The following is a 19,569-nucleotide window of genomic DNA, read 5'->3' on the forward strand; positions in this document are numbered from 1 at the left end:
ATGGAGGGTAACGAGGAACTGTTGAATGAAATTGCGCTACACCCGGTTTTAAACCAAGTGATCGATGATCTGACGTACAATCAATTTTTTTATCGCGTATTAGGACAGCCGCAAAAGCCAATTATGTTCGACGACCTGCGTAAAGCGATTTGGCTGGCATCCATTTTAGCGCAGAGCCGCCATGATGATCAGCGTAATAAAGCGCAACTAATCTCCTCGCTTATCTATTTGAACAATGTGGATAGTTTGGATTATATGCGAGTTGCTTATGTGTTGTTTTCACGACTCGGTAACTTAACGGGGGCCAAGTTACTACGTAACAATCAAATCAATTTGGGTTCGCGCATGCTTTCTGTGGATCGCCCGACTAAAGTATTTGACCCTGCTTTAACCATGGAAATGGAGATTGAGCGATTTGATAGTTCTATATTAACAAGCGACAATTTGATCGCGGCCACGCGTTTTCAACGTTCGTTATGGGATAAACTGGAAGCAAATAACCACCTGGCCATTTCGGGGCCAACTTCTTCTGGTAAGTCATTTGTGATCAAAAAGTTCATCAGTGCCAAACTGTCCTCCGTAGAAGAATATTCGGCCGTTTATATTGTACCTTCCCGTGCACTCATCAATCAGGTGAGTGAAGACCTACGTAACGAGGTCGATTTGAGCACGGTATCAATAAAAACCGTTTTTATCCAGGACGATGTGGAGACACCGCGTCGGGAGATCTTTATTCTCACACCGGAGCGATGCCTGCGCTTATTAAAAATGCGCTGGCTGACTGATTTCAAGATCGATTTTATATTCGTCGACGAAATTCAGAATGTGGAAGATACTCAGGGTCGGGGTTCCTTATTCGAGTTTGTTTTTAATGAACTGGCGGTGCTTTTTCCAAACGCGAAAGTGGTAGCAGCTGGCCCGAATATTGATGCGCCGGCCGCACTTTACGGCTCGGTTTTTGGCCCGAATGGGCAAATCGTGGAAACGACTGTTTCACCGGTATTCCAGATCAAAACAACTGTTAAACCCTTAAAAAATAATTTAGAAGTATCCATCAGCAGCACACTGAATAGATTCCAAACCCGAACAATTGCTACAACCTCTAATTTTGCGGAGCGGTTCCGCAAAAATGTCGGTGACGGGTTGCAAGCGTTGATCGGCTTATGCAGCAAGGAGGGTGATCAAAATATTATTTATTGCCCGAAAGGTAACCTGGCCACGGATTGGGCAAAATTGTTTGCAGCATCCCGAGCTAAATCCGACGATATCGACCCCGGCTTGCGGGAATTGATTGAATTTGTAGAAGACGAAATTCATCCGCTTTATCAATTGATCCCGTGTCTTTATAATCAAACGGCTTATCACCATGGCAACCTGCCCGAAATTATCCGCAAAGAAATCGAGGATTGTTTTTTGGATGGCTCCATCAAAAACCTGTTTTGTACCACTACTTTATTGCAGGGCGTAAATTTACCGGCCAATAACCTTTTCATTCCCGACCCCCATAAGCGCAATATTAAATTAAGCCCGTTTGATTTCGGCAACTTAATTGGCCGCGCTGGGCGAATCAAAGATTCGCTTTATGGGACAATCTATTGCATCGAGCGCGGTGAAAACGAATGGTCCCAAGAATTATATCACTCGCCTGCCAAGAAGGTAGTGAAAACGGCGGGCGAAATAGCGCTGGAGAAACCGGATGAATTGTTATTTGAAATCAATCGCGAGACGGCTACGATCAGTCATAAGCAGCAGCGCAGCGCGGCCGTATTTTTTCTGCAAAAATATTTGCGCAGTCCAGAAGAATTAAACGCCTACTTAACAGCTAAGAATTTAAGCCAAACCGAGATTGAACGGCTGGAGGCCGCTTTGCAAAAGCAGACAGCCGACATCGAAATACCTCGCGAGTTGCTTAAATTAAATCCGACCATCGATCCTTTGCTTCAAGATGAGTTATTCCGGCAAATCCTGCAGGATGGTGTCGAACATTGGGTGATCTATTCAGCGACAGAAAACAAAAACTTCCATGATTACATAGAACCGGAAGACAAGGCGCTTTGGCCTTATTCGGAATGGACGTTCTATTTGCAACTGGAGAGTGTGATCGTCAGATTGAACGAGATTTTTAAGATGACCAGTGAATCCTATTGGAAATACGGTATTGGCATGAGCGCGCGCCAGTTGGCCTTGAACGCTTATCATTGGCTGCAAAATAAAAGCATTCACGAGATCATCGAGCGTGACCTCGAATTTCATAAAACGCACCGTATACCCGAAGAACGCATCGACCCGAGTGACCCCAAAGATGTGAATAAACGCATCGGCATCGTGATCAAAACAAATTCGGTAGTTGTTACCCATATTTTGGTGAAATACCTGAAACTATTGAACGATTTGCTGGAGCCCCAGATGAGCGATGAGCAAAAAGTACGCTTCAAATTTTCGCTGGCATTACCGACCATGTTAGAATTAGGCACTACCCAAAATGTGGTTATCGCTTTGATATCCCGTGGGGTATCAAGGAGCATTGCGCTCAAGGTTTTTGCAGAATACGAAAAGGAACGCCACCCCGAGGGGGAAGATGTATTTACCTGGCTGGCCACCAAAGACCGTCTCCCGCTCAAACCTATTTACAACCGTTATTTGAAACGCATGCGATTGCTACGTTATGAGAAACCTAAACAGATCACCGATGAACCTTGATATTTATAAAGACGTTAGCTGGAATGGCTCCAGTTTTTGGCATGGTACTTCCACTATTTTTTTGGACTCAATTCGTAAAACCGGCTTGGGAACAATCAGCCCGGCTAAAGATTATAAATTGCTGGCAATGCTAACCTTCCTCTATCAGCATATTCAGCAACAAAATATCTGGCACCCGATTTTAGATATTAACCGCACCTCCATAGAAGCCGCAATCGCGCAAAGCGATATGCTATATGAAGGTCGTTTATTAAATTATCGTCACGACGGTGTTTATGTTTCAGCGAGCGCACTGCGCGCCGCCTATTATGCTTGTTTGAATAAGGTCGGGAGTGAGTTACTGGAAAAATGTTTGATCTTGCTGAGCGTATTGATTAATGACGGTTGTGAACCCGAGTTTCCCGAAGGCTTAGACGTTATGGGTATTCGGCAACATTTAGAAAAGCCGGCCAAGCCCATCATGATCGAAGTGATGGCCGTACTGGATAGCGCGCTGTTACTAGAAGATGGTGGAGATGCAACGGCTATGCTAGATCGTATGCGTAAAACATTGCCGAAACGATCGCAACACGAGCAATTCGAACAATTGCAATTCTGCAATTTTTGCATCGTTATGCCAGTGCCCAACCAACACTTGCGTTTTTATGAAGTCGATTTTAGCGGCAATCCTAAAAATAAAGATTTTGAATATTATTTAACACGCCTCTAATGGACATCGATAAAATCATTGCCGCAAACGCCCATAAACAACCCGTTTGGGACCGCCAATTCGATGAGTACCTGCAAATGCAATTTGAACCAAGCAGTATCAGCCGCGAAGAAAATGAGCGGATCTTTTTTCAGAGCAACGAGTTGCTCATGGACATTGCCGCGAACTTTTTTAGTTACGGCAATTTCAAGGATAAGTGGGATACCTCAAAATGCCACCTCAACTTTGCCGGCCAAGTGCTCTTGCTGAAATCCGAAAAAATGGATATGACCTTTTATTGGGGTACGAACGAAGATAACTTCTATTTAGAAACCTATATCTACCATGGGCACAACCTGCGCTTTATGACAGATGAATTTTGGACAATGATTCTTGAGCTAAAACGCTACGGCGAATTTGAATTTTCGGGCATGGGGAGGTTAAGTGCCTCAGAAAAGCCTTATTTCGAAAATAAGACCAGTATGGTGTTTCAAATGCTGAGAACTTTTATGTTATACCAGGTCGAAAAAATGAACCAGAGCAATTATCAGCAACCTGATTTTATGGAAATCGGCCATTTCACTATCAAATGGAACTTTCATACCGATTGGGATACGCTATTGGAGCAAGCGTGCAAAACCTTCAAATTGCTTTACAACATTAATTATCAGCTTTGGAAGATCAGTGATTTAGCCAATAAAAAAATGAAAAAATGAACGAGGAAGTTGACGACCTATTTTACCAATGTTGTTTCAGGCTATTCCGCGAAGATATCGAAGCTTTCAATGCCGCTGATAATGGCCCGATCAACAATGTAATGGCGGGGATAGATAAACATTGCCTCGGTGTTAACCTGGAGAAAGACATCAAGGGCCTCATCGTCAGTATGTTTTTTATAGATGGGCAGAAAGAATTAAAAGGCGACCTCATCGAATTAAGAATTGCTGATCCAAATTATTATGGCCTATTGTTACGGTTTTGCGTACTGATCGCTAGGGATTACGAAGAAATTGAACCGGTCGATGCTTTCAATACCTACCAAAAAAAATTAAGAGGCTTTTTAGAAAAGGATGGGTATTTTACCGTCACGAATTTTGAATTAGAGCCATTCGCGGGTAAGGATGCTGTGATGTTTGCACCAACGCAGAAAGGAATTATTAAAGTTGAGTTCATTGATAAAGTAATATTTTACCGTGATTTCTTCCAAAATAACCATCAAACGTCCTCCGAGGGTTCGTCATTTGTATACTTGATGATCAACACCGACACTTCGTGTTTTAAAATAGGTTTCAGTAAAAATCCTGCTTATCGGGAACGTACCTTACATTCAAAAGAACCGTGCGTTCATTTGGTGGCTAAATGGCCATGCCCCAACACGGTTGAAAAAGAACTTCACCAGTTATATAAAGCCAAACGCGTTCGCGGAGAGTGGTTTAATTTGAATTTTAAAGACCTCACCGAAATCGAGCAATTCATGAATAATCTTGTTGCCCAATGAAATGTATCAACAAAATCAAACTCAAGAATTTTAAAAGGTTCGACGATTTTAGTTGCCCATTCGACCCGGATTTGAATTTGCTGATCGGCGATAATGAAGCTGGAAAAAGTTCGATATTAACCGCTATTGATATCGTGTTTAGCGGAAGCCGCAGTAAAATTGACACCTTGGGTTTGGATTGTTTGTTTAATCAGGAGGTGATCGATGAATTTTTAGCATCCGATAAAGCTTATGCCAAGCTGCCAGAGATGTTTGTTGAACTCTACCTCAACGAGCAGGGGAACATGGATTTGGAAGGGGAAGTGAATTCTGAAGAGCGCAATCATATCGGCCTGCGCATGTTGTGCGAGCCTGATCATGAATATAGCAAAGAAATACGAGAAATTTTGAAGCAACCAGAAGCAAACTTCCCTTATGAGTTTTATGCAGTGACCTTCAAAACTTTTTCAGGGCTGCCTTATTCAGGCTACCGAAAATATATCAAACATCTTTTGATAGACAATTCCCAGATCAGCAACGAATATGCAACGAAAGAGTTTGTCAAATCGATGTACGGGAGTAATGCTAATAATGCGGAGAAAAGTAAACATCACAATGAGTACCGCAAACACAAGGATGCTTTCAAAGAGTCAATATTGCAAGACCTTAACGACAAACTAACGGATTACGCGTTTGCCATCCGCAATAATTCCAAAGCAAACTTGGAGACTGACCTGACCTTAAAAGAAGACAATATCTATATTGAAAACAAAGGCAAAGGCCGGCAGTGTTTTATCAAAACAGATTTCGCAATCAATAAAAAGAATAGTAAACTCGATATAGTTCTAATCGAAGAGCCGGAAAATCATTTGAGCCACCAGCACATGAAAAGGCTCATTCAAAAGATAAGGGATACCGAGCAAAAACAAGTTTTCATTACTACACACAATACGATGGTCAGTACCCGCCTGGATTTGCGTAAAGCCATCCTACTGAACCATAACTCTCACAACGTCGTTTTACTTGATAAGCTGAGCCTGCCCACGGCAAGATTTTTCATGAAAGCCCCGGACAATAACATCATGGAATTTATCCTATCCAAAAAGGTGGTGTTGGTCGAAGGTGATGCCGAGTTTATGTTGATGGAAGCATTTTATAAAAGAGTTTGTAATTCGGTGCCCGAAGCCGATTTTGTTCATGTGATTTCCATCGGCGGAACAAGTTTTAAACGTTATTTAGAACTTGCGAAGTTGCTCAGCATCAAAACCGCTGTCATCCGCGATAACGATCACGATTATCAATTGTACTGCGTAGACCGCTACAAAAATTTCACTAGTGAAATTATCCATGTTTTTGGCGATACCGATAATGCCCGTCATACTTTCGAGGTTTGTCTTTACGAGGATAACAAGGACACTTGCGAAGAATTATTTGCCGCCGAACGAACTACATTAAGTGTTCAAGATTATATGACCAAAAATAAAACTGATGCGGCGTTCGAACTGCTGGACAAAAAAAGCAGCGATATTAAGGTACCTAACTATATAAAACAAGCGATCGAATGGATAAGAAAGTGATGTTTGCCGTAGCCGGTGCCGGTAAGACCACCTATATTTTAAATCAGCTAAATTTAGAAAGCAGGGCAATCATCCTGACGTACACGATCAGTAATTTTAATAATTTGCAAGACGGTTTACTGCACAAGTTCGGCCACTATCCGCAAAACATCAAAGTTTATACCTACTTCAATTTTTTATATCAATTTTGTTATCGCCCGTTTTTATCCTACAAACTAAAAGCAAAAGGCATCAACTGGAAACCGAACCCCAATCTCTACGCCCAAAATGACGCTCGTTACCTCGACAGTTATCAACGCTTATATAGCAATAGGATTGCCAAATTATTGGAAGAAAAGGATGTTGCAGAACGAGTGCGCCAGCGCCTGGTTAAATACTTTGATGTTTTATTCATCGATGAAATACAGGATTTTGCCGGCCACGATTTTAATTTTTTAAAACAGCTGGCAGCCGCTCAAATTCAAATCTTGTTCGTGGGAGACTTTTATCAGCACACCTTCGACACCAGCCGCGATGGCAGCGTAAATAAAAGCCTGCATGATGATTACGCCAAATACCAGGCCCAATTTAAAAGCATGGGTATCACAACTGATTCAACCACGCTAATCAAAAGCCATCGTTGCAGTCCCTCGATCTGCGATTTTATCACCTCGCAAATAGGCATTCAAATTGGGTCGCACCGAACCGATCAAAAAATCGTAACAATTGTAAGCGACGAACAAACAGCCATTGCGCTATATAATGACGTCCAAATCGTTAAGCTTTTCTATCAGGAACATCACAAATACAACTGCTATTCTAAAAATTGGGGTGACTGTAAAGGCGAAGACAAGTATAACGACGTTTGTGTCGTTCTTAATGGAAAGACCTGGAGCCATTTGCAAACTAACAAAATCCAGGAACTACCCACCCAAACCCGCAACAAACTTTACGTTGCCTGCTCCCGCGCAAAAGGTAATTTGACCTTAGTATCCGATCAGCATTTCAAAAAATTCAAACAGCCGGTTTAAGGAAGTAATTATCAAGGGCTTCCTTTAGTTTTTTGTTCCCCATATCTTTTACCTTTTGCCGGATTTCTTTCGGGCCAAAATAACTGATCTTGTTTTTCCGGTAAGAGGAAACCGCGTCGTCTAGCATTTCGGTCGCATCAGCGTCAAAGCCACCAGTTGACCAATATTCAAATTCTAAACGCTTCTTTTTATAAATTTCCTGTCTATCCACCCAAGCCCTAAAAGCAGGAATGGCACGGGTAAGCCAATCTTCGATATCCTCTTCCTCAACTTCTGACTTTTTGCCCTTGCATTCTGCAATCACAATACGGTCACTGTAAACCGCTAAAACATCCATTTCGTGTTTCGTTCCAGACTGATCAAGTATTTCCCGACCAATCTCCATGCTTTGGCAATCCAATACATGAATGTGGCCCACCGCATATTCAAAAAGCGTACCCCGAATATTGCCTAAGAGGCCTTCATTATAGGTTTTTAACTGCTTAATCAAGTCCAAATACTTTTCGGGATCGGCTTTTAAGCTGGCGGCGGCATTGTTCAAAATCGTCAAAAGCTCTTTAAGTGTTTCGGCATATTTCGCACCGAATAATTCGCCAATAAAGCCCACGACGATCCCTTTTTGTTTCAGTAACTCCAAGGCTTCCTTATCCAGATCATCGACTATAAGAAATGGTAATAAGCGAGGCGCCCGTTTAAAACTTTTGATATGCTCCAATTTAGCGATAAAAAAAAGAACGTCCTGTTTGTAGATCGGGACCCCCAGCAGAATATCAGCCAGCAAATAGCCAAAATTATTCTCGTTGTTACGCAACCCGACTATCGGAGATAAGCCCTTAAAACACCAATTGAATTTGCCGTATTCTGCAAACAACTCACCGCTATTATAACTAATCAATCCAGTATTTTTGGTGATGTTGTGAAAACTATCTAGCACATATGCCTTTACGGTTTCCAATGCTTTATTCATCATCCCATTGCGTGGCCCTCCTTGTAGCTTTGGTGAGAGTATATATTCATCACCATTAAACACCACGATATTTTGGGCAACAAATTTTTGCATCACGATTTTAAAGGGCAAATGGCCCTTTAAAGGGATCACAGGGTAATTGGTATAACAGGTCAAGTATTTCTGGCTAATGATGCCTTGATGTAGTTGTAGAGCATTTAAGGTATACCAATACTTCAATCCATGCTCATACATAAGCTTTGCCAAAATTGGGTACACCAGATCTTCGTCGGCATGTGCCTGCAAATAGATCAACGACTGATTGCTCTTAAAAAAACCTTTGATTTTGAGTACCTCTTTCGCCCGCGATATATTTTGACTAGCTGTGTTCACGCTCATATCTCCAGCTTTTGCTAATAACTGCGCCAGTTCGCTACTGATCAGCGGACCTTTTCTTTTTAAGATGCGTTCGATGGTTGTCATATGACACTATATATAAAAAACTCGTTAGAGTTTTGTCACTATATTTTTTTTTAATTTTTTAGGCTTTTCCTTTATTTTTGAGCTGTTTTATTTTTCAAAAATAAGATTTTTTGCTGTCATATCAGTTTTTGCACCTTGCGAGTAAGGCGAACAAACACTGGCTTATATAAGATGCAGATAAACTTAGCTGCTGCTCAGTGAGCCTTATTTTAAGCTGCAAAATACAGAGTTGGAAATCATTCAATATAAAGCACCAATGCATAAATTCCTGGAAAATTGCCTTAACATCAGTACCTGATGTTGCGATGTTTAAACGCCAACGGATATTAGAACAATTACACCCCTTGGCGACAATCGCAAAAGAGTAATGGCTTTGAATTTTTATTCATCAAGTAAGGTCTTCATATCTCGGGATTTGGTAGACGGATAAAGGGAAAAAACTGGCAGTCATTTCCTGGGAACATTGAATAAGTGAGAAGCGGGCGATGTTGGAATCGTATTTATCCATATAGTCTTCTATGGGCAAATCTTCGACTAATGTAGAAGATATCGCCAGGAGGTAATTGATGTTCTTTTTGAAAAGACGTTTGAATTTACTGAGGGTAAGATCATTATAATCACGGCCAGAATTGATCAATTTGTCGTAGAAATGATCTAAAAAGCTGCTATTATTGCCATTAATAGCTTCTTTTAATCTCCTAGCAGAAATCTGTATTTGATTAGTTAATTCTCGTACTTTAGAATTGAAGCCTGCTTTAACATGGCATAAATAAAGGTTTTTCTTGTCATAGTACATCACATCGCATAATTCTACACCGTCAACGATCAGCGCGTCACAAACGATGTAATCGGGTTCTGTATCATACAAAATGTTATATTCCCTTTCCTGGGCTAATTCATCCCTATTCCACGGGAACTTTAATATTTCCGGCCTGGCGCGGTAAGTGCGGAAAATATGTTGGGCGTTGGTAATCAAATCGGTGATGAACTGTTCTTTAAGGAAATACCATTTGGTGTCAATCAAAAATACAGGGCTGTTTTTATAAGAAAGCTCAGCACCAAAATGAAACATAAATCCAGAACTCGTAGTTACTTTGTCGCCTTTAAGTGCGGCGATATGGACACCCCAGAGGTAATCGCTGAATTTGTATTCACTGTTCATCCCCACTGTTTCAACTGCCCGATCCATCACGCAGTGGAAAATATCTTCGCGATTGTCTAAGGTTGCAAAAAGCTTATAGCCACCCTCTTCGGTCTTTTCTTTTATTTGATAGGTCTCTGCCTCGTAAAAAAGATCAATGCGGTTAGGATTACAAAAATCGAAATCGAATCGGTCACTGGCTAAGCGGCTACCATTGTAAATTACGGCGAGGTTATTATAGAGTTTATGAATCAACAGTTTTCGCAATTCATGAATTTCTTCATTATCATTTATCGGTTGGTAAGAACTTAGGTATTCTTTCGGCGGATGTGTTGCAACGATCGTTAAGTCTTCAATTAATTGGTGTAAACCATCGAAATCCAGGTTTTTACCAATTCTGAAGCCCGCGCCGACCGTCAATTGCAGCCTCTCTCGCTCTTTATTCTTTAAGCGCGGAAAATATATATCTGTCGATTCACGGCATAGCTTAACATGAATCTCTTTAGGTAATTTACCGAACCTTGTAAAATTGATCATTCGGTATTCATTCCTAAATTGTTCATTCATACCGATGCGTTGTCCAGTGATACCCCGTGTTCGGATAGATGTTAATTCGTCTTTGTCCGGTTCGACAATCCGGTCATAAGCGGTGATACCAAAAGCATGATCGATATATGGAATAATCAACGTGTAAGCACTACCACCTACCACAACGTAAAGTTGGAATTCAGTTTCAATGAAAAGTAACAGCGATAATTTCTGTTGTGTAAAATCATTGTCTGCCGTAAGCTGTTCAGGCAAAAACTCGGACCAATCCGACTCATGCTCCGAAGTGTTCATCAAAAATAAATGATAAGTGAAATCTTCACGCTGAAAAGTCGACAAATCATTTTCATCAAAGGCTTTGTCAAATTGGAGTTTTAATCTTCCTCTATTAACAATGTGTTCGATGATTTCCAAAGTGGTGAACCCGGTTAATTCATGATGTTCCTTGTGGATCTGATAAACGTTCGGGGTGATAGGCATAAGATTGGTTGAATCAATAAATAGCTAATATATAAATATTATGAATTGATATTTTATGGATTAATATTCATCTTTAGCCTACAACTTATCACGTATGCCTTATTTACCTGACCGGGTCTCACAAAATCATCAGTTTATTCCGAAATATTTTCGTGATCTATCTGCTGCGAAGCCGAAAATGCTGGCAAACTGGAAGGTAATTATGGTGCTATTGATAACGTTACTCCATTGCGCTCAACTTTAAATCACTTCCTACACCTATTATTAAAATTCGTTTATGGCTTCTAAAGTGTCTATTTATTATGATAACCTATTTAGCTCATTTGCAGATGCGTTAGTCATTCCGGTTTCCACTGCCGGGACGGTGGCAGATGGTATCAGGCGCGAGGTGTTGGAGGTTTTAAAAATAGCTTTACCTGAAAAGTTGCCTGGACGTCCATTAGGTACGGTGGAAAGTTCGCATCACACAAATCTTCGTGCGAATAACCTCAAACCACAGTTTTTTATTTTAATGGCGACTTGTGTCGACGGTGGTACGAGTAGTTATGATGCGATTGCTGACATTGCGGCAGAAATTGCAAAATTTACCCGTCAAAATAAGGAGGTGCGGGAAGTAGCGACACCTTTGCTTGGTACAGGCGCTGGCCGACTTGACGCCTTGCGCGTATACCAAATTCTGCGTGATGAATTTCAAAAAAATGGTTTCGAAGAGGGGCGGCTGGATATCTACGTCAATGATGAAGCCAGTTATGCGAGAATAAAAGAAATGGAGGACGTATCTCCTCAACAACCATCAGTCAGGAAAACCATTGAGGCTGATCTCAACAAATATTTGGACGGCCAAGATTTTTATTTAGTGGGGTCTAACTGGATGGAGGGTGACCAGGCAAGCCGCTTTTTCAAAGAAGGTATTTGGGAGAGCGGCCGGGATGATAAATTCACTAACGTGGTTAGCGGGGTCAAAACCGGGAGTATCCTGCTGTTGAAATCTACTTATGCGACCAAAAAGAAATCAAGTTATTTTAGGTTGAAGGGTGCCGGTATTGTGCTGGAAAATCCGCAAAACGGCCTGTCGTTAATCGTCGATTGGCGCGTAAAGAACCGTAAAGATGACATCGCCGATAAAAGCGGCTACCGAAGCACGATTGTCAAAGTTGATCAGAAAACCTTTTCGGAAATTATTCTTTCGGTAAAAGATTGGGAAACGCTCATACGGCAGTTATTGTTGCAGCGTCCCATGTTCCAGGAAGAGACTTATGTGCCGGCATCAAAAATCGCTTCGTTGATCAGCGATGTGGATAATGGGGTCGATCAATTAGACATCCGCCGCGACGTGATGGCTTTTTCCAAATTGATGGCTGCGAAAAGCTTTCGCCCACCGCTTGCCATAGCGCTTTTCGGCAAATGGGGTTCGGGGAAAAGCTTTTTTATGCGGAAACTCATGGACAGGGTCAGCCAGTTCGCGGAAAGCGGCAATGAACTATATTGTGGTGGCATTGCCCAAATCCATTTTAATGCCTGGTCTTATTTGGATGCCAATCTATGGGCCAGCATGGTCAGCCGTATTTTTGACCAGTTAAACGACTATATCAAAAATGATCACTCCAGTGAAGCTGATAAGAAAGCGATTCATGCGGAATTATCCAGTAAGCTACGCGTGGTCAATGAAGAGGTCGCTTTGATTGAAAAACAGAAAGGCGAAATTCAACAAAAGGTGAAGGAGCTGGAAGCTAATAAAACTTCCTTAAAGAAACAGCTTGACGAAAAGAAAGCATCGATTGGCAAAGCCTCGCTCAAAGAGGTATTGAACAAAGTCGACGAAAAATTTGATGTCAAAAAGGAAATTGAAAAAGCGATCACCGAAAACAAGTCGATAGCCTGGAACAAAGAGCAGTTAGAAAAAATTGTTCCCAAAGCGTATCTAGATGACCCTGAAAAAGCCTATCGTGAAGCGAAATCAGTCATTGCATTTTTGAAAGCTTTTTTTGATAAAGAGAAAATTGTCAGGAATACCATTTGGCTATTGATCGTTGTATTGCTAATCATCATTGTGCCCCTTGCACTGGAGAAATTTACGACTTGGTTAAAGGGCTTTGATTTTGCTATTCCGTCGCTACAATGGATCGCCGCCTTGTGTACGCTGGGGATACCGGTTTGGCAGCGTTTCAAAACCACATATAATAAATGGATGCCGGTTGTCGCTGCCTTCTGGAAAATAAAAACAGACTACGATAAAGAATTACAAAAGGCAATTTCCGAACAGGCACAACAGGAAAAGCAATTAACACTGGATATACAGATCGCGCAAAAAGAAATCGTGGCCATCGATCAAAATCTACAACAATCAGTTAAGATCATTACCGAACTGGAGTTTAAAATGAAACACGCCATAGCAACTGAAGCGCTCTACGGATTTATCGAAAAACGTTGTAAAAGCGAAGATTACCGTAAGCATCTCGGTATCGTTTCGGTCATTCGCGACGACTTCGACACTTTGAGTAAGTATTTCGTTGGCCACCAAGAAGAAACACAAGCTTTCCGTGATAAATTCAACCGGCCGCTGGAACGGATCATCTTATACATTGACGACCTTGACCGTTGCCCGGAGGAACGCGTGGTTGAAGTACTTGAAGCGGTTAATCTGCTTATGGCCTTTCCATTGTTTATCGTTGTAGTAGGCGTCGATCCGCGCTGGGTTAAAAATGCGTTACTCAAGAAGTATCATGTCCAATTTTCAAAAGACAGTGAAATCGAGCAGTATGAAAAAATAGAGGCCTCTGATTATTTAGAGAAAATATTCCAGGTACCCTTTCACTTGCAGCCCGCGTCCGATCAAAGTGTTAAACATATGATCGCAGGTTTACTACCGACGGAAGTAACTGCTCCAACGAATGTCACAGCAGTATTAACAGTCGAAGACGAAGGAGATGAAGAAGAAAATACCAGCGACACCGATGCATCGTCTGATTTATCCCCTGCTCCGGCTGAGGAAAACGAGTATTTGGTATTGTCGAAACGTGAGCGGGAATTGATGCAAGATATGTCCAGCGTAGTCGGTAACAATCCAAGGGCAATCAAGCGGTTCGTGAACATTTATCAAATCGCGCGTGCTCATGAAGATTTTAACTATATGAAATCCAATGAAGACCGCGAACTTTTAGTAGTGTTGTTCTTACTGGCACTTTACAACGGCCAATATCGCAGGTTAGTTAAGCTATTTGTCGACTACATGCATGGTTACCATAATGATACCAAAACGCTAGCCAGTTTTCTACAAGATAAATTGTCGGAGGAGGAATCTATCATCTTATTACAAAATCAACTCGATGTAGTGCTGACAGACCATCCTAGCTATCGACTATTACAGAACGAAGTGATGGCCACTTTTAACCACCATCATGAATTTATACAGCGATTTACTTTCGACGAAATTTAAAAAAGATGAGCCTCGACCATTATTTACCTGCCGGAAGCTATCCCACGATCTGCGATCTTTTTAAAGCGGGGGCGGATGACACCTGGAACCGTATTGCTTTTTCCAGAACGACACCTCGCTTAAAAATTCATGAAACTACGATCACACAGAACCTAGTTTACGAGATGAATTTGTTGCAGACAAAATATCCCCTGCTCGGCTTCACCCTTTACGAATCCCGTCTGGAAAAAACGAACGGGGATGACCTGGAACTTTGCGTCCTACACGATGATGGCAATACTTATACTTACGCAATACAGGCCAAAATCATTTATCATCCATCGCAGAAAAAGCCACCATTTCTTCAAAAAGGACATTACCCACAAATGAAGCATTATGTGGGCAAAAAGCGTAAAAATCAGGTGGAACTATTGATCAATTATGCCAAACGCCCAGCTCATGGTTATGTGCCACTTTATCTGCTATATAATTGTATTTATAAGTCTTTCCGACAAATGGGTTATCGTAAGTCAGCTTACGGTTGTACGGTAGTATCGGCCTATTATTTGAAGCGAAAACATGGCCTTGCTGATGGTAACCTATCCGATAAGGTCACTTTCGCCAATCTACATCCTGGTGCAGCTACACCTTGGGAAAGCTTGATCTGCGAATTGATTTCCACAGATACCGCAGGTCTTGCAACGCGTTTCGAATTACCGCCGGATCATCCATTATCAAAACGCCCTGTAACCGAAATCCTAAGCGATCCAAACTGGCTGCTTTTCACTACAGATCAGGAAACCGGTAAAATCAATGTGCCTTCGCCAGCATATAGGGAGGAACAGATCGATAAGGTGATGAGTAAAGAAAAACTGAATAGGCAGGGATTCAGGCCTAAGTTTAGAATCGTAATTGGAACAAGTACTGAGTTCACTGACCAAAATCAAATTCAATAGCATTCTGCCAAAGCCCGAAGATGCTGCCGCACGTCCGGAGACACCTTGTGCCTCCGGGCGTGCCTTTAACAATTTCCCGAAGTGCATACCGCAAACATAATCTTTCCCTAAGAGCTGTTTGCTTTGCCGGACGGAGAAAATTCACGAATAGCGGGTTTGGTGTTGAGGGATAAAGAGGTGCGGATGCCAGCTGTGGATACTGCAGATTTGTTCACAAAAATACAAAGTATAGAAGTACATTAGTCACTTGAGATTTCAAAGAATTGACGATATAAGACATATTTAATCCTGGTATAAGTAGAGTTTAGGTCAACAGAGGATAACTGAACATTATCTTAAGGTCAGTTAATTTGACCATAACGGCGACAGATCACAAGGAGACCTGGCTATGCCAATGAATTGTCCGGAATGCGCCTTTAAAATGGTGCCAAACAGCTAGCACAACCCCATGGCCAGGTACTAGGAATTTTTGATTTTCATTTTCTATTGTTACCAGGTGGATTAATGAACCCAAAAGCCTTGAATATATTCAATTAGCGTACTTGCGCATTTAAAGCCATCTTGTTTTCTGATCTCCTTAGGAATACTGAAAATTCTGAACCATAAAAGTATTGCAGATGTATACTCAGTTAAGAAGCTAATTATTAAGCATCTAAGTTATCATATTAGAAACTCTTGGGTAAAATTGTCTTGATCTCCAATTTATCAATTGAAAATTCAATATGGCTTTCTTCGATAATTCGACCAATTATTAAACTGTCCAATCAAAGTGGTAGATTTCATATTCGGATAATGCAGCTCCACATAATTCTTAAAAGAACTAATCGTTTCAATATTATCCCATTCCATCGCAGTAATGCAAAGGATCGGTCAACTTTTAGTGTGCATCATAAAGCTATACAACTGCAAATAAGGGGGAGCTTTTTCAATGGCTTGCTCAATAAGTTCAGAATACAAAGATTTCTTAAGTGTTTTTTTGAATTCCATTACGAGATCATAAGTCACGAGATGCAATGTCCCCCACTTTATTAATTCCGCCATGGCAGGTAATTCCTTGTCATCGAAGAATAAATACAGATAAGTAATAAAGTCGAATTCTGTAGCATCACATAGGTCTGTACTAAAGTAGGTGTAAAGTTTTTTAAACGTTTCCAATGAAAAGCCATCTTGAAGCTTGTCTATTACAAAACGGATAACTTCATTTTCCTTTTCAATTATTTGCTTCAGGGCTGGGCCTTTAACTTTGCCATCCGCAAGTTGCATAGCATACCTCGGTTTAGAGAACAATTCAAAATAATAGCTTTTAAAAAAAATAGTTTTCCGCTCATAAGTTACCTGTACGTAGAGTGGATGGGTAAGTTGTCCATGAAAATCCACCTGTTTAAGCCGGTCATTTAGGTAGGTCTTGAAGCTTATTTTCATTTTATTAAAAAAATATTTTTAATAGAATTCTACTGAATTTGATCAAGTTCAACTGCAATAGCAGGGCTATAATAAGTCAAATCTCATCAAAAGTCGCCAAATCTATTTATGTCAATTGCTGAATTAATAATTCAAAGATAATCATTTGTTTTGACATATTTTAATTTATCAAAACATTGCTCTACATTTGTTTTGATATTAATCAACTGTGGTGCAGTTAAAGGGGATCGATTCCACAAATAGCTACACAAATGGATGATAATTATGAAATATTAACAATTAATTTATTGATAATGACAGCAATTGAGTTGATTACAAAAGAAGATCTGAAGGCGTTTAAGAAAGAATTACTGGAAGATATAAAGGCTATTGTTCATCCGGGAAAAGAACAACAAAAGCAATGGTTAAAAAGCAATGAGGTAAGAAAACTACTAAACATTTCACCTGGGACACTCCAAAATCTTCGTGTTAATGGCACCCTTTGTTATACTAAAATCGGTGGCATGATGTATTACAAGTTAGAGGACATTTATAAAATTCTGGAAGGAGGTGGGCATTGAAGTCGATTATCAAAAATAAGGAGTTAGCGATTTATGCCGAGAGGGTTAAGCTTATGGGTAGTAATCAGAATTTATACGCCTCCCACGTAAGCCTTTTTACCGCAGTGTTTGTTAGCTGGCAGCGAAGTGAATTTAATAGTCCGTTCTCAGTCAGTCGTCGACAGCTAATGTTGTACAGCCGGATTGCATCATTTGCTACTTATCACAAATGCATAAAGGAGTTAGTTGCTTATGGGTATATCCATTATAAGCCTTCGTATCATCCAATAGAAGGAAGTTTGATGTATTGGCCGGAGAACATGCCTTAGTAAGTTGTAGATCTGTATGACCCTATATACAACTCGCAAAGTAACAGTATAACTAAGCATCAGTAGAACTTAATATCGAAGTAACGGTGTAATTTAATAACAAGGCGAGATGAATCGAGTTCATAAATGGCAGCAAAGTTCCGACATCTAATAATGCACATAAACAGCTATCTGTATATACCAATATATTGTCCGGTTGTTTAAAGCAAGCCATGTTTCGGGCCTCCCGAAACGCTTGCCGGGACACCCGGACCCGTTATACTTCACTTCGTTCAGCATAAAATTTATGGGAAGACCAGAGTTATCAAAGGAGGAAAAAAGGTCAGAAAGGATCACCTTAAAGCTGACAAAAGAAGAAAAGAAAAAGATAGATAAAGCCGCATCAATTTGCGGTTTACCGCCAGTAGTGCTTGTAAGAGAGAAGCTCTTTAAGGGAAGGTTTCCGGAGGCAAAAATTCCAAAGGTTGATATGGACACCTACGTGGAATTAAAAAAAATTGGGGTAAATATTAACCAGCAAACCAGGCAGCTGAATGCAGGTAAATTACCTATCGGCTTACTTTCACTTTTGAATAAATTAAAAGCGCAGGAGGAAAAAATTATTAAGGGATTATTTTATGATAGCCAGTCAGAAAATAGGTAAAAGCTTTTTAGGAGCATTAAACTACAATCTTAAAAAGCTTTACCATCCTGATCAAAATAAGAGAGCAGAATTATTGGACAGCAGTTTCGCGTCTATTGACTTCAGGATGATCCAACAGGAACTCAGATTAATCAAAAGCTTAAAGCCTAACCTTAGTCGCTATGTTTACCATACCAGCCTTAATTTTTCTATTGAAGATGAATTGGACAATAATAAGTTATTGTCAATTGCCCATGATTATTTAAAGGAAAGTGGATATACGAATAATCAGTATATGATCTTTCGCCATCACGATGCCCCTCATCCTCATATACACCTATTGGTAAACCGAATTTCTTTTGACGGAACAGTAGTTTCAGACAGTAACAATTTTAAACGCAGTGAAGATATTATAAGGAAACTGGAACGAAGGTATAATCTAAAGACGGTACAATCGAGTAAGGAAACCTTGTTAAAAGCAGCTAAAATCGGCGAAATTGAACAAACACTAAGAACAGGCAAGCCCTCGGATAAATTAATACTGCAAAATAAACTAATTAACATCCTCAATCAGGGAAATCTTTCAATCAAAGAATTAATAGAAAAATGCGAGCGACAAGGAATTCATTTTCTTTTCAACCAGGCATCGACCGGTAACATATCAGGCATTACCTATTTTCATAATGGATTTAAGATAAAAGGACAGGCTTTAGGGAACAGGTTTAAATGGGCAGAACTGATTAAACAAATCAACTATGAGCAAATTAGAGATAGCAAAGCAATTAGCGAAGCAAACAGCAGAACGAAAGCAAACTGTGGAGATCAATCATGGCCAAACGGAGAACTCGACTCAGGCCAGCGTGGACGAAAGAGAAGTAATGAATTTTATACAAGCAGTTCAACTGAATCTTACTTTGACGAGGGAGATTCAAGACAGGCAGATAAAATTGGAGAAGAAGGTCGATCAAAATCACAAAGAGATTTTGAGGCAGGTGAGGATGTTTATATTCCTCATGATGATTCCCCTAATAATCGCAATTATGGCCATTATGGTTCTTACGGCTTCGAAATAAGCGATGAAGTAGATGATGAAGCAATACATGGGAGAAGGAGAAAGAAAAGTCAAAGTAGAAGTATTGGCCGTTGAAGTTCTCGGATGATGTAACCACCTTATTCACCACTGCCGCAAAGGTAGCCCAAGCCGGAATAAAAAATCAAGGGTACACCAGCGAGCCGCA

Annotated in this window: 14 protein-coding genes; 11 read left to right on the forward strand and 3 right to left on the reverse strand. The window is 40.6% G+C overall.

All coding sequences use genetic code 11. The features are described from left to right. From QWZ01_RS19050 to QWZ01_RS19075, 6 genes are read left to right on the forward strand one after another with little or no spacing between them, the layout of a single operon-like run. Positions 1-2,700, forward strand: coding sequence for a DEAD/DEAH box helicase (locus tag QWZ01_RS19050; protein ID WP_290326093.1), 2,700 nt, complete (start codon positions 1-3; stop codon positions 2,698-2,700). Continuing rightward, positions 2,690-3,409 (forward strand): hypothetical protein, encoded by a 720-nt coding sequence (locus QWZ01_RS19055; protein ID WP_290326094.1) that lies wholly within the window; start codon positions 2,690-2,692, stop codon positions 3,407-3,409. Before QWZ01_RS19050 ends, QWZ01_RS19055 begins: the two co-directional genes overlap by 11 nt. Further along, entirely contained in the window at positions 3,409-4,104 is a 696-nt protein-coding gene (locus QWZ01_RS19060) for a hypothetical protein (RefSeq protein ID WP_290326095.1), read from the forward strand. The genes QWZ01_RS19055 and QWZ01_RS19060 overlap by 1 nt, the downstream gene beginning before the upstream one ends. Continuing rightward, positions 4,101-4,886, forward strand: coding sequence for a GIY-YIG nuclease family protein (locus tag QWZ01_RS19065; protein ID WP_290326096.1), 786 nt, complete (start codon positions 4,101-4,103; stop codon positions 4,884-4,886). The genes QWZ01_RS19060 and QWZ01_RS19065 overlap by 4 nt, the downstream gene beginning before the upstream one ends. Continuing rightward, positions 4,883-6,442 carry an ATP-dependent nuclease gene (locus QWZ01_RS19070; RefSeq protein WP_290326097.1) on the forward strand — a complete coding sequence of 520 codons (1,560 nt, stop codon included), beginning with the start codon at positions 4,883-4,885 and terminating at the stop codon, positions 6,440-6,442. Before QWZ01_RS19065 ends, QWZ01_RS19070 begins: the two co-directional genes overlap by 4 nt. Next, positions 6,427-7,452, forward strand: a complete 1,026-nt coding sequence (locus QWZ01_RS19075; RefSeq protein ID WP_290326098.1) for a UvrD-helicase domain-containing protein — start codon at positions 6,427-6,429, stop codon at positions 7,450-7,452. Before QWZ01_RS19070 ends, QWZ01_RS19075 begins: the two co-directional genes overlap by 16 nt. On the opposite strand, the gene QWZ01_RS19080 is transcribed toward QWZ01_RS19075, so the two are convergent. Next, entirely contained in the window at positions 7,436-8,881 is a 1,446-nt protein-coding gene (locus tag QWZ01_RS19080; protein ID WP_290326099.1) for a hypothetical protein, read from the reverse strand. The two genes, QWZ01_RS19075 and QWZ01_RS19080, sit on opposite strands and share 17 nt — an antisense overlap. Before the next feature lie 388 nt (positions 8,882-9,269). Continuing rightward, positions 9,270-11,048 carry a DUF6119 family protein gene (locus tag QWZ01_RS19085; protein WP_290326100.1) on the reverse strand — a complete coding sequence of 593 codons (1,779 nt, stop codon included), beginning with the start codon at positions 11,046-11,048 and terminating at the stop codon, positions 9,270-9,272. A 277-nt stretch (positions 11,049-11,325) separates the two neighbouring features. Between QWZ01_RS19085 and QWZ01_RS19090 the strand changes: the two genes are divergently transcribed. Together QWZ01_RS19090 and QWZ01_RS19095 are read left to right on the forward strand one after the other, a co-directional pair. Then, positions 11,326-14,484, forward strand: coding sequence for a P-loop NTPase fold protein (locus QWZ01_RS19090; RefSeq protein ID WP_290326101.1), 3,159 nt, complete (start codon positions 11,326-11,328; stop codon positions 14,482-14,484). Between the two features lie 5 nt (positions 14,485-14,489). Continuing rightward, positions 14,490-15,419: a DUF6615 family protein gene (locus QWZ01_RS19095; RefSeq protein ID WP_290326102.1), complete on the forward strand. Its 930-nt coding sequence runs from the start codon at positions 14,490-14,492 to the stop codon at positions 15,417-15,419. Positions 15,420-16,289: 870 nt separating this feature from the next. Here the strand turns inward: QWZ01_RS19095 and QWZ01_RS19100 are convergent. Continuing rightward, positions 16,290-16,841, reverse strand: coding sequence for a hypothetical protein (locus tag QWZ01_RS19100; protein ID WP_290326103.1), 552 nt, complete (start codon positions 16,839-16,841; stop codon positions 16,290-16,292). Between the two features lie 251 nt (positions 16,842-17,092). Here QWZ01_RS19100 and QWZ01_RS19105 point away from each other — a divergent pair, with 251 nt between their 5' ends. The 3 genes from QWZ01_RS19105 (at position 17,093) to QWZ01_RS19115 (ending at position 19,478) form a co-directional block, all read left to right on the forward strand. Next, positions 17,093-17,401 (forward strand): helix-turn-helix domain-containing protein, encoded by a 309-nt coding sequence (locus QWZ01_RS19105; RefSeq protein WP_290326104.1) that lies wholly within the window; start codon positions 17,093-17,095, stop codon positions 17,399-17,401. A gap of 594 nt (positions 17,402-17,995) precedes the next feature. Next, positions 17,996-18,352 (forward strand): plasmid mobilization protein, encoded by a 357-nt coding sequence (locus QWZ01_RS19110; RefSeq protein WP_290326105.1) that lies wholly within the window; start codon positions 17,996-17,998, stop codon positions 18,350-18,352. Further along, positions 18,327-19,478 (forward strand): relaxase/mobilization nuclease domain-containing protein, encoded by a 1,152-nt coding sequence (locus QWZ01_RS19115; RefSeq protein WP_290326106.1) that lies wholly within the window; start codon positions 18,327-18,329, stop codon positions 19,476-19,478. Before QWZ01_RS19110 ends, QWZ01_RS19115 begins: the two co-directional genes overlap by 26 nt. The last annotated feature ends 91 nt before the right edge of the window (positions 19,479-19,569 follow it).

This window comes from Mucilaginibacter aquaedulcis, from assembly GCF_030409325.1.
In the GTDB taxonomy this organism is placed as follows: Bacteria; Bacteroidota; Bacteroidia; order Sphingobacteriales; family Sphingobacteriaceae; genus Mucilaginibacter; species Mucilaginibacter aquaedulcis.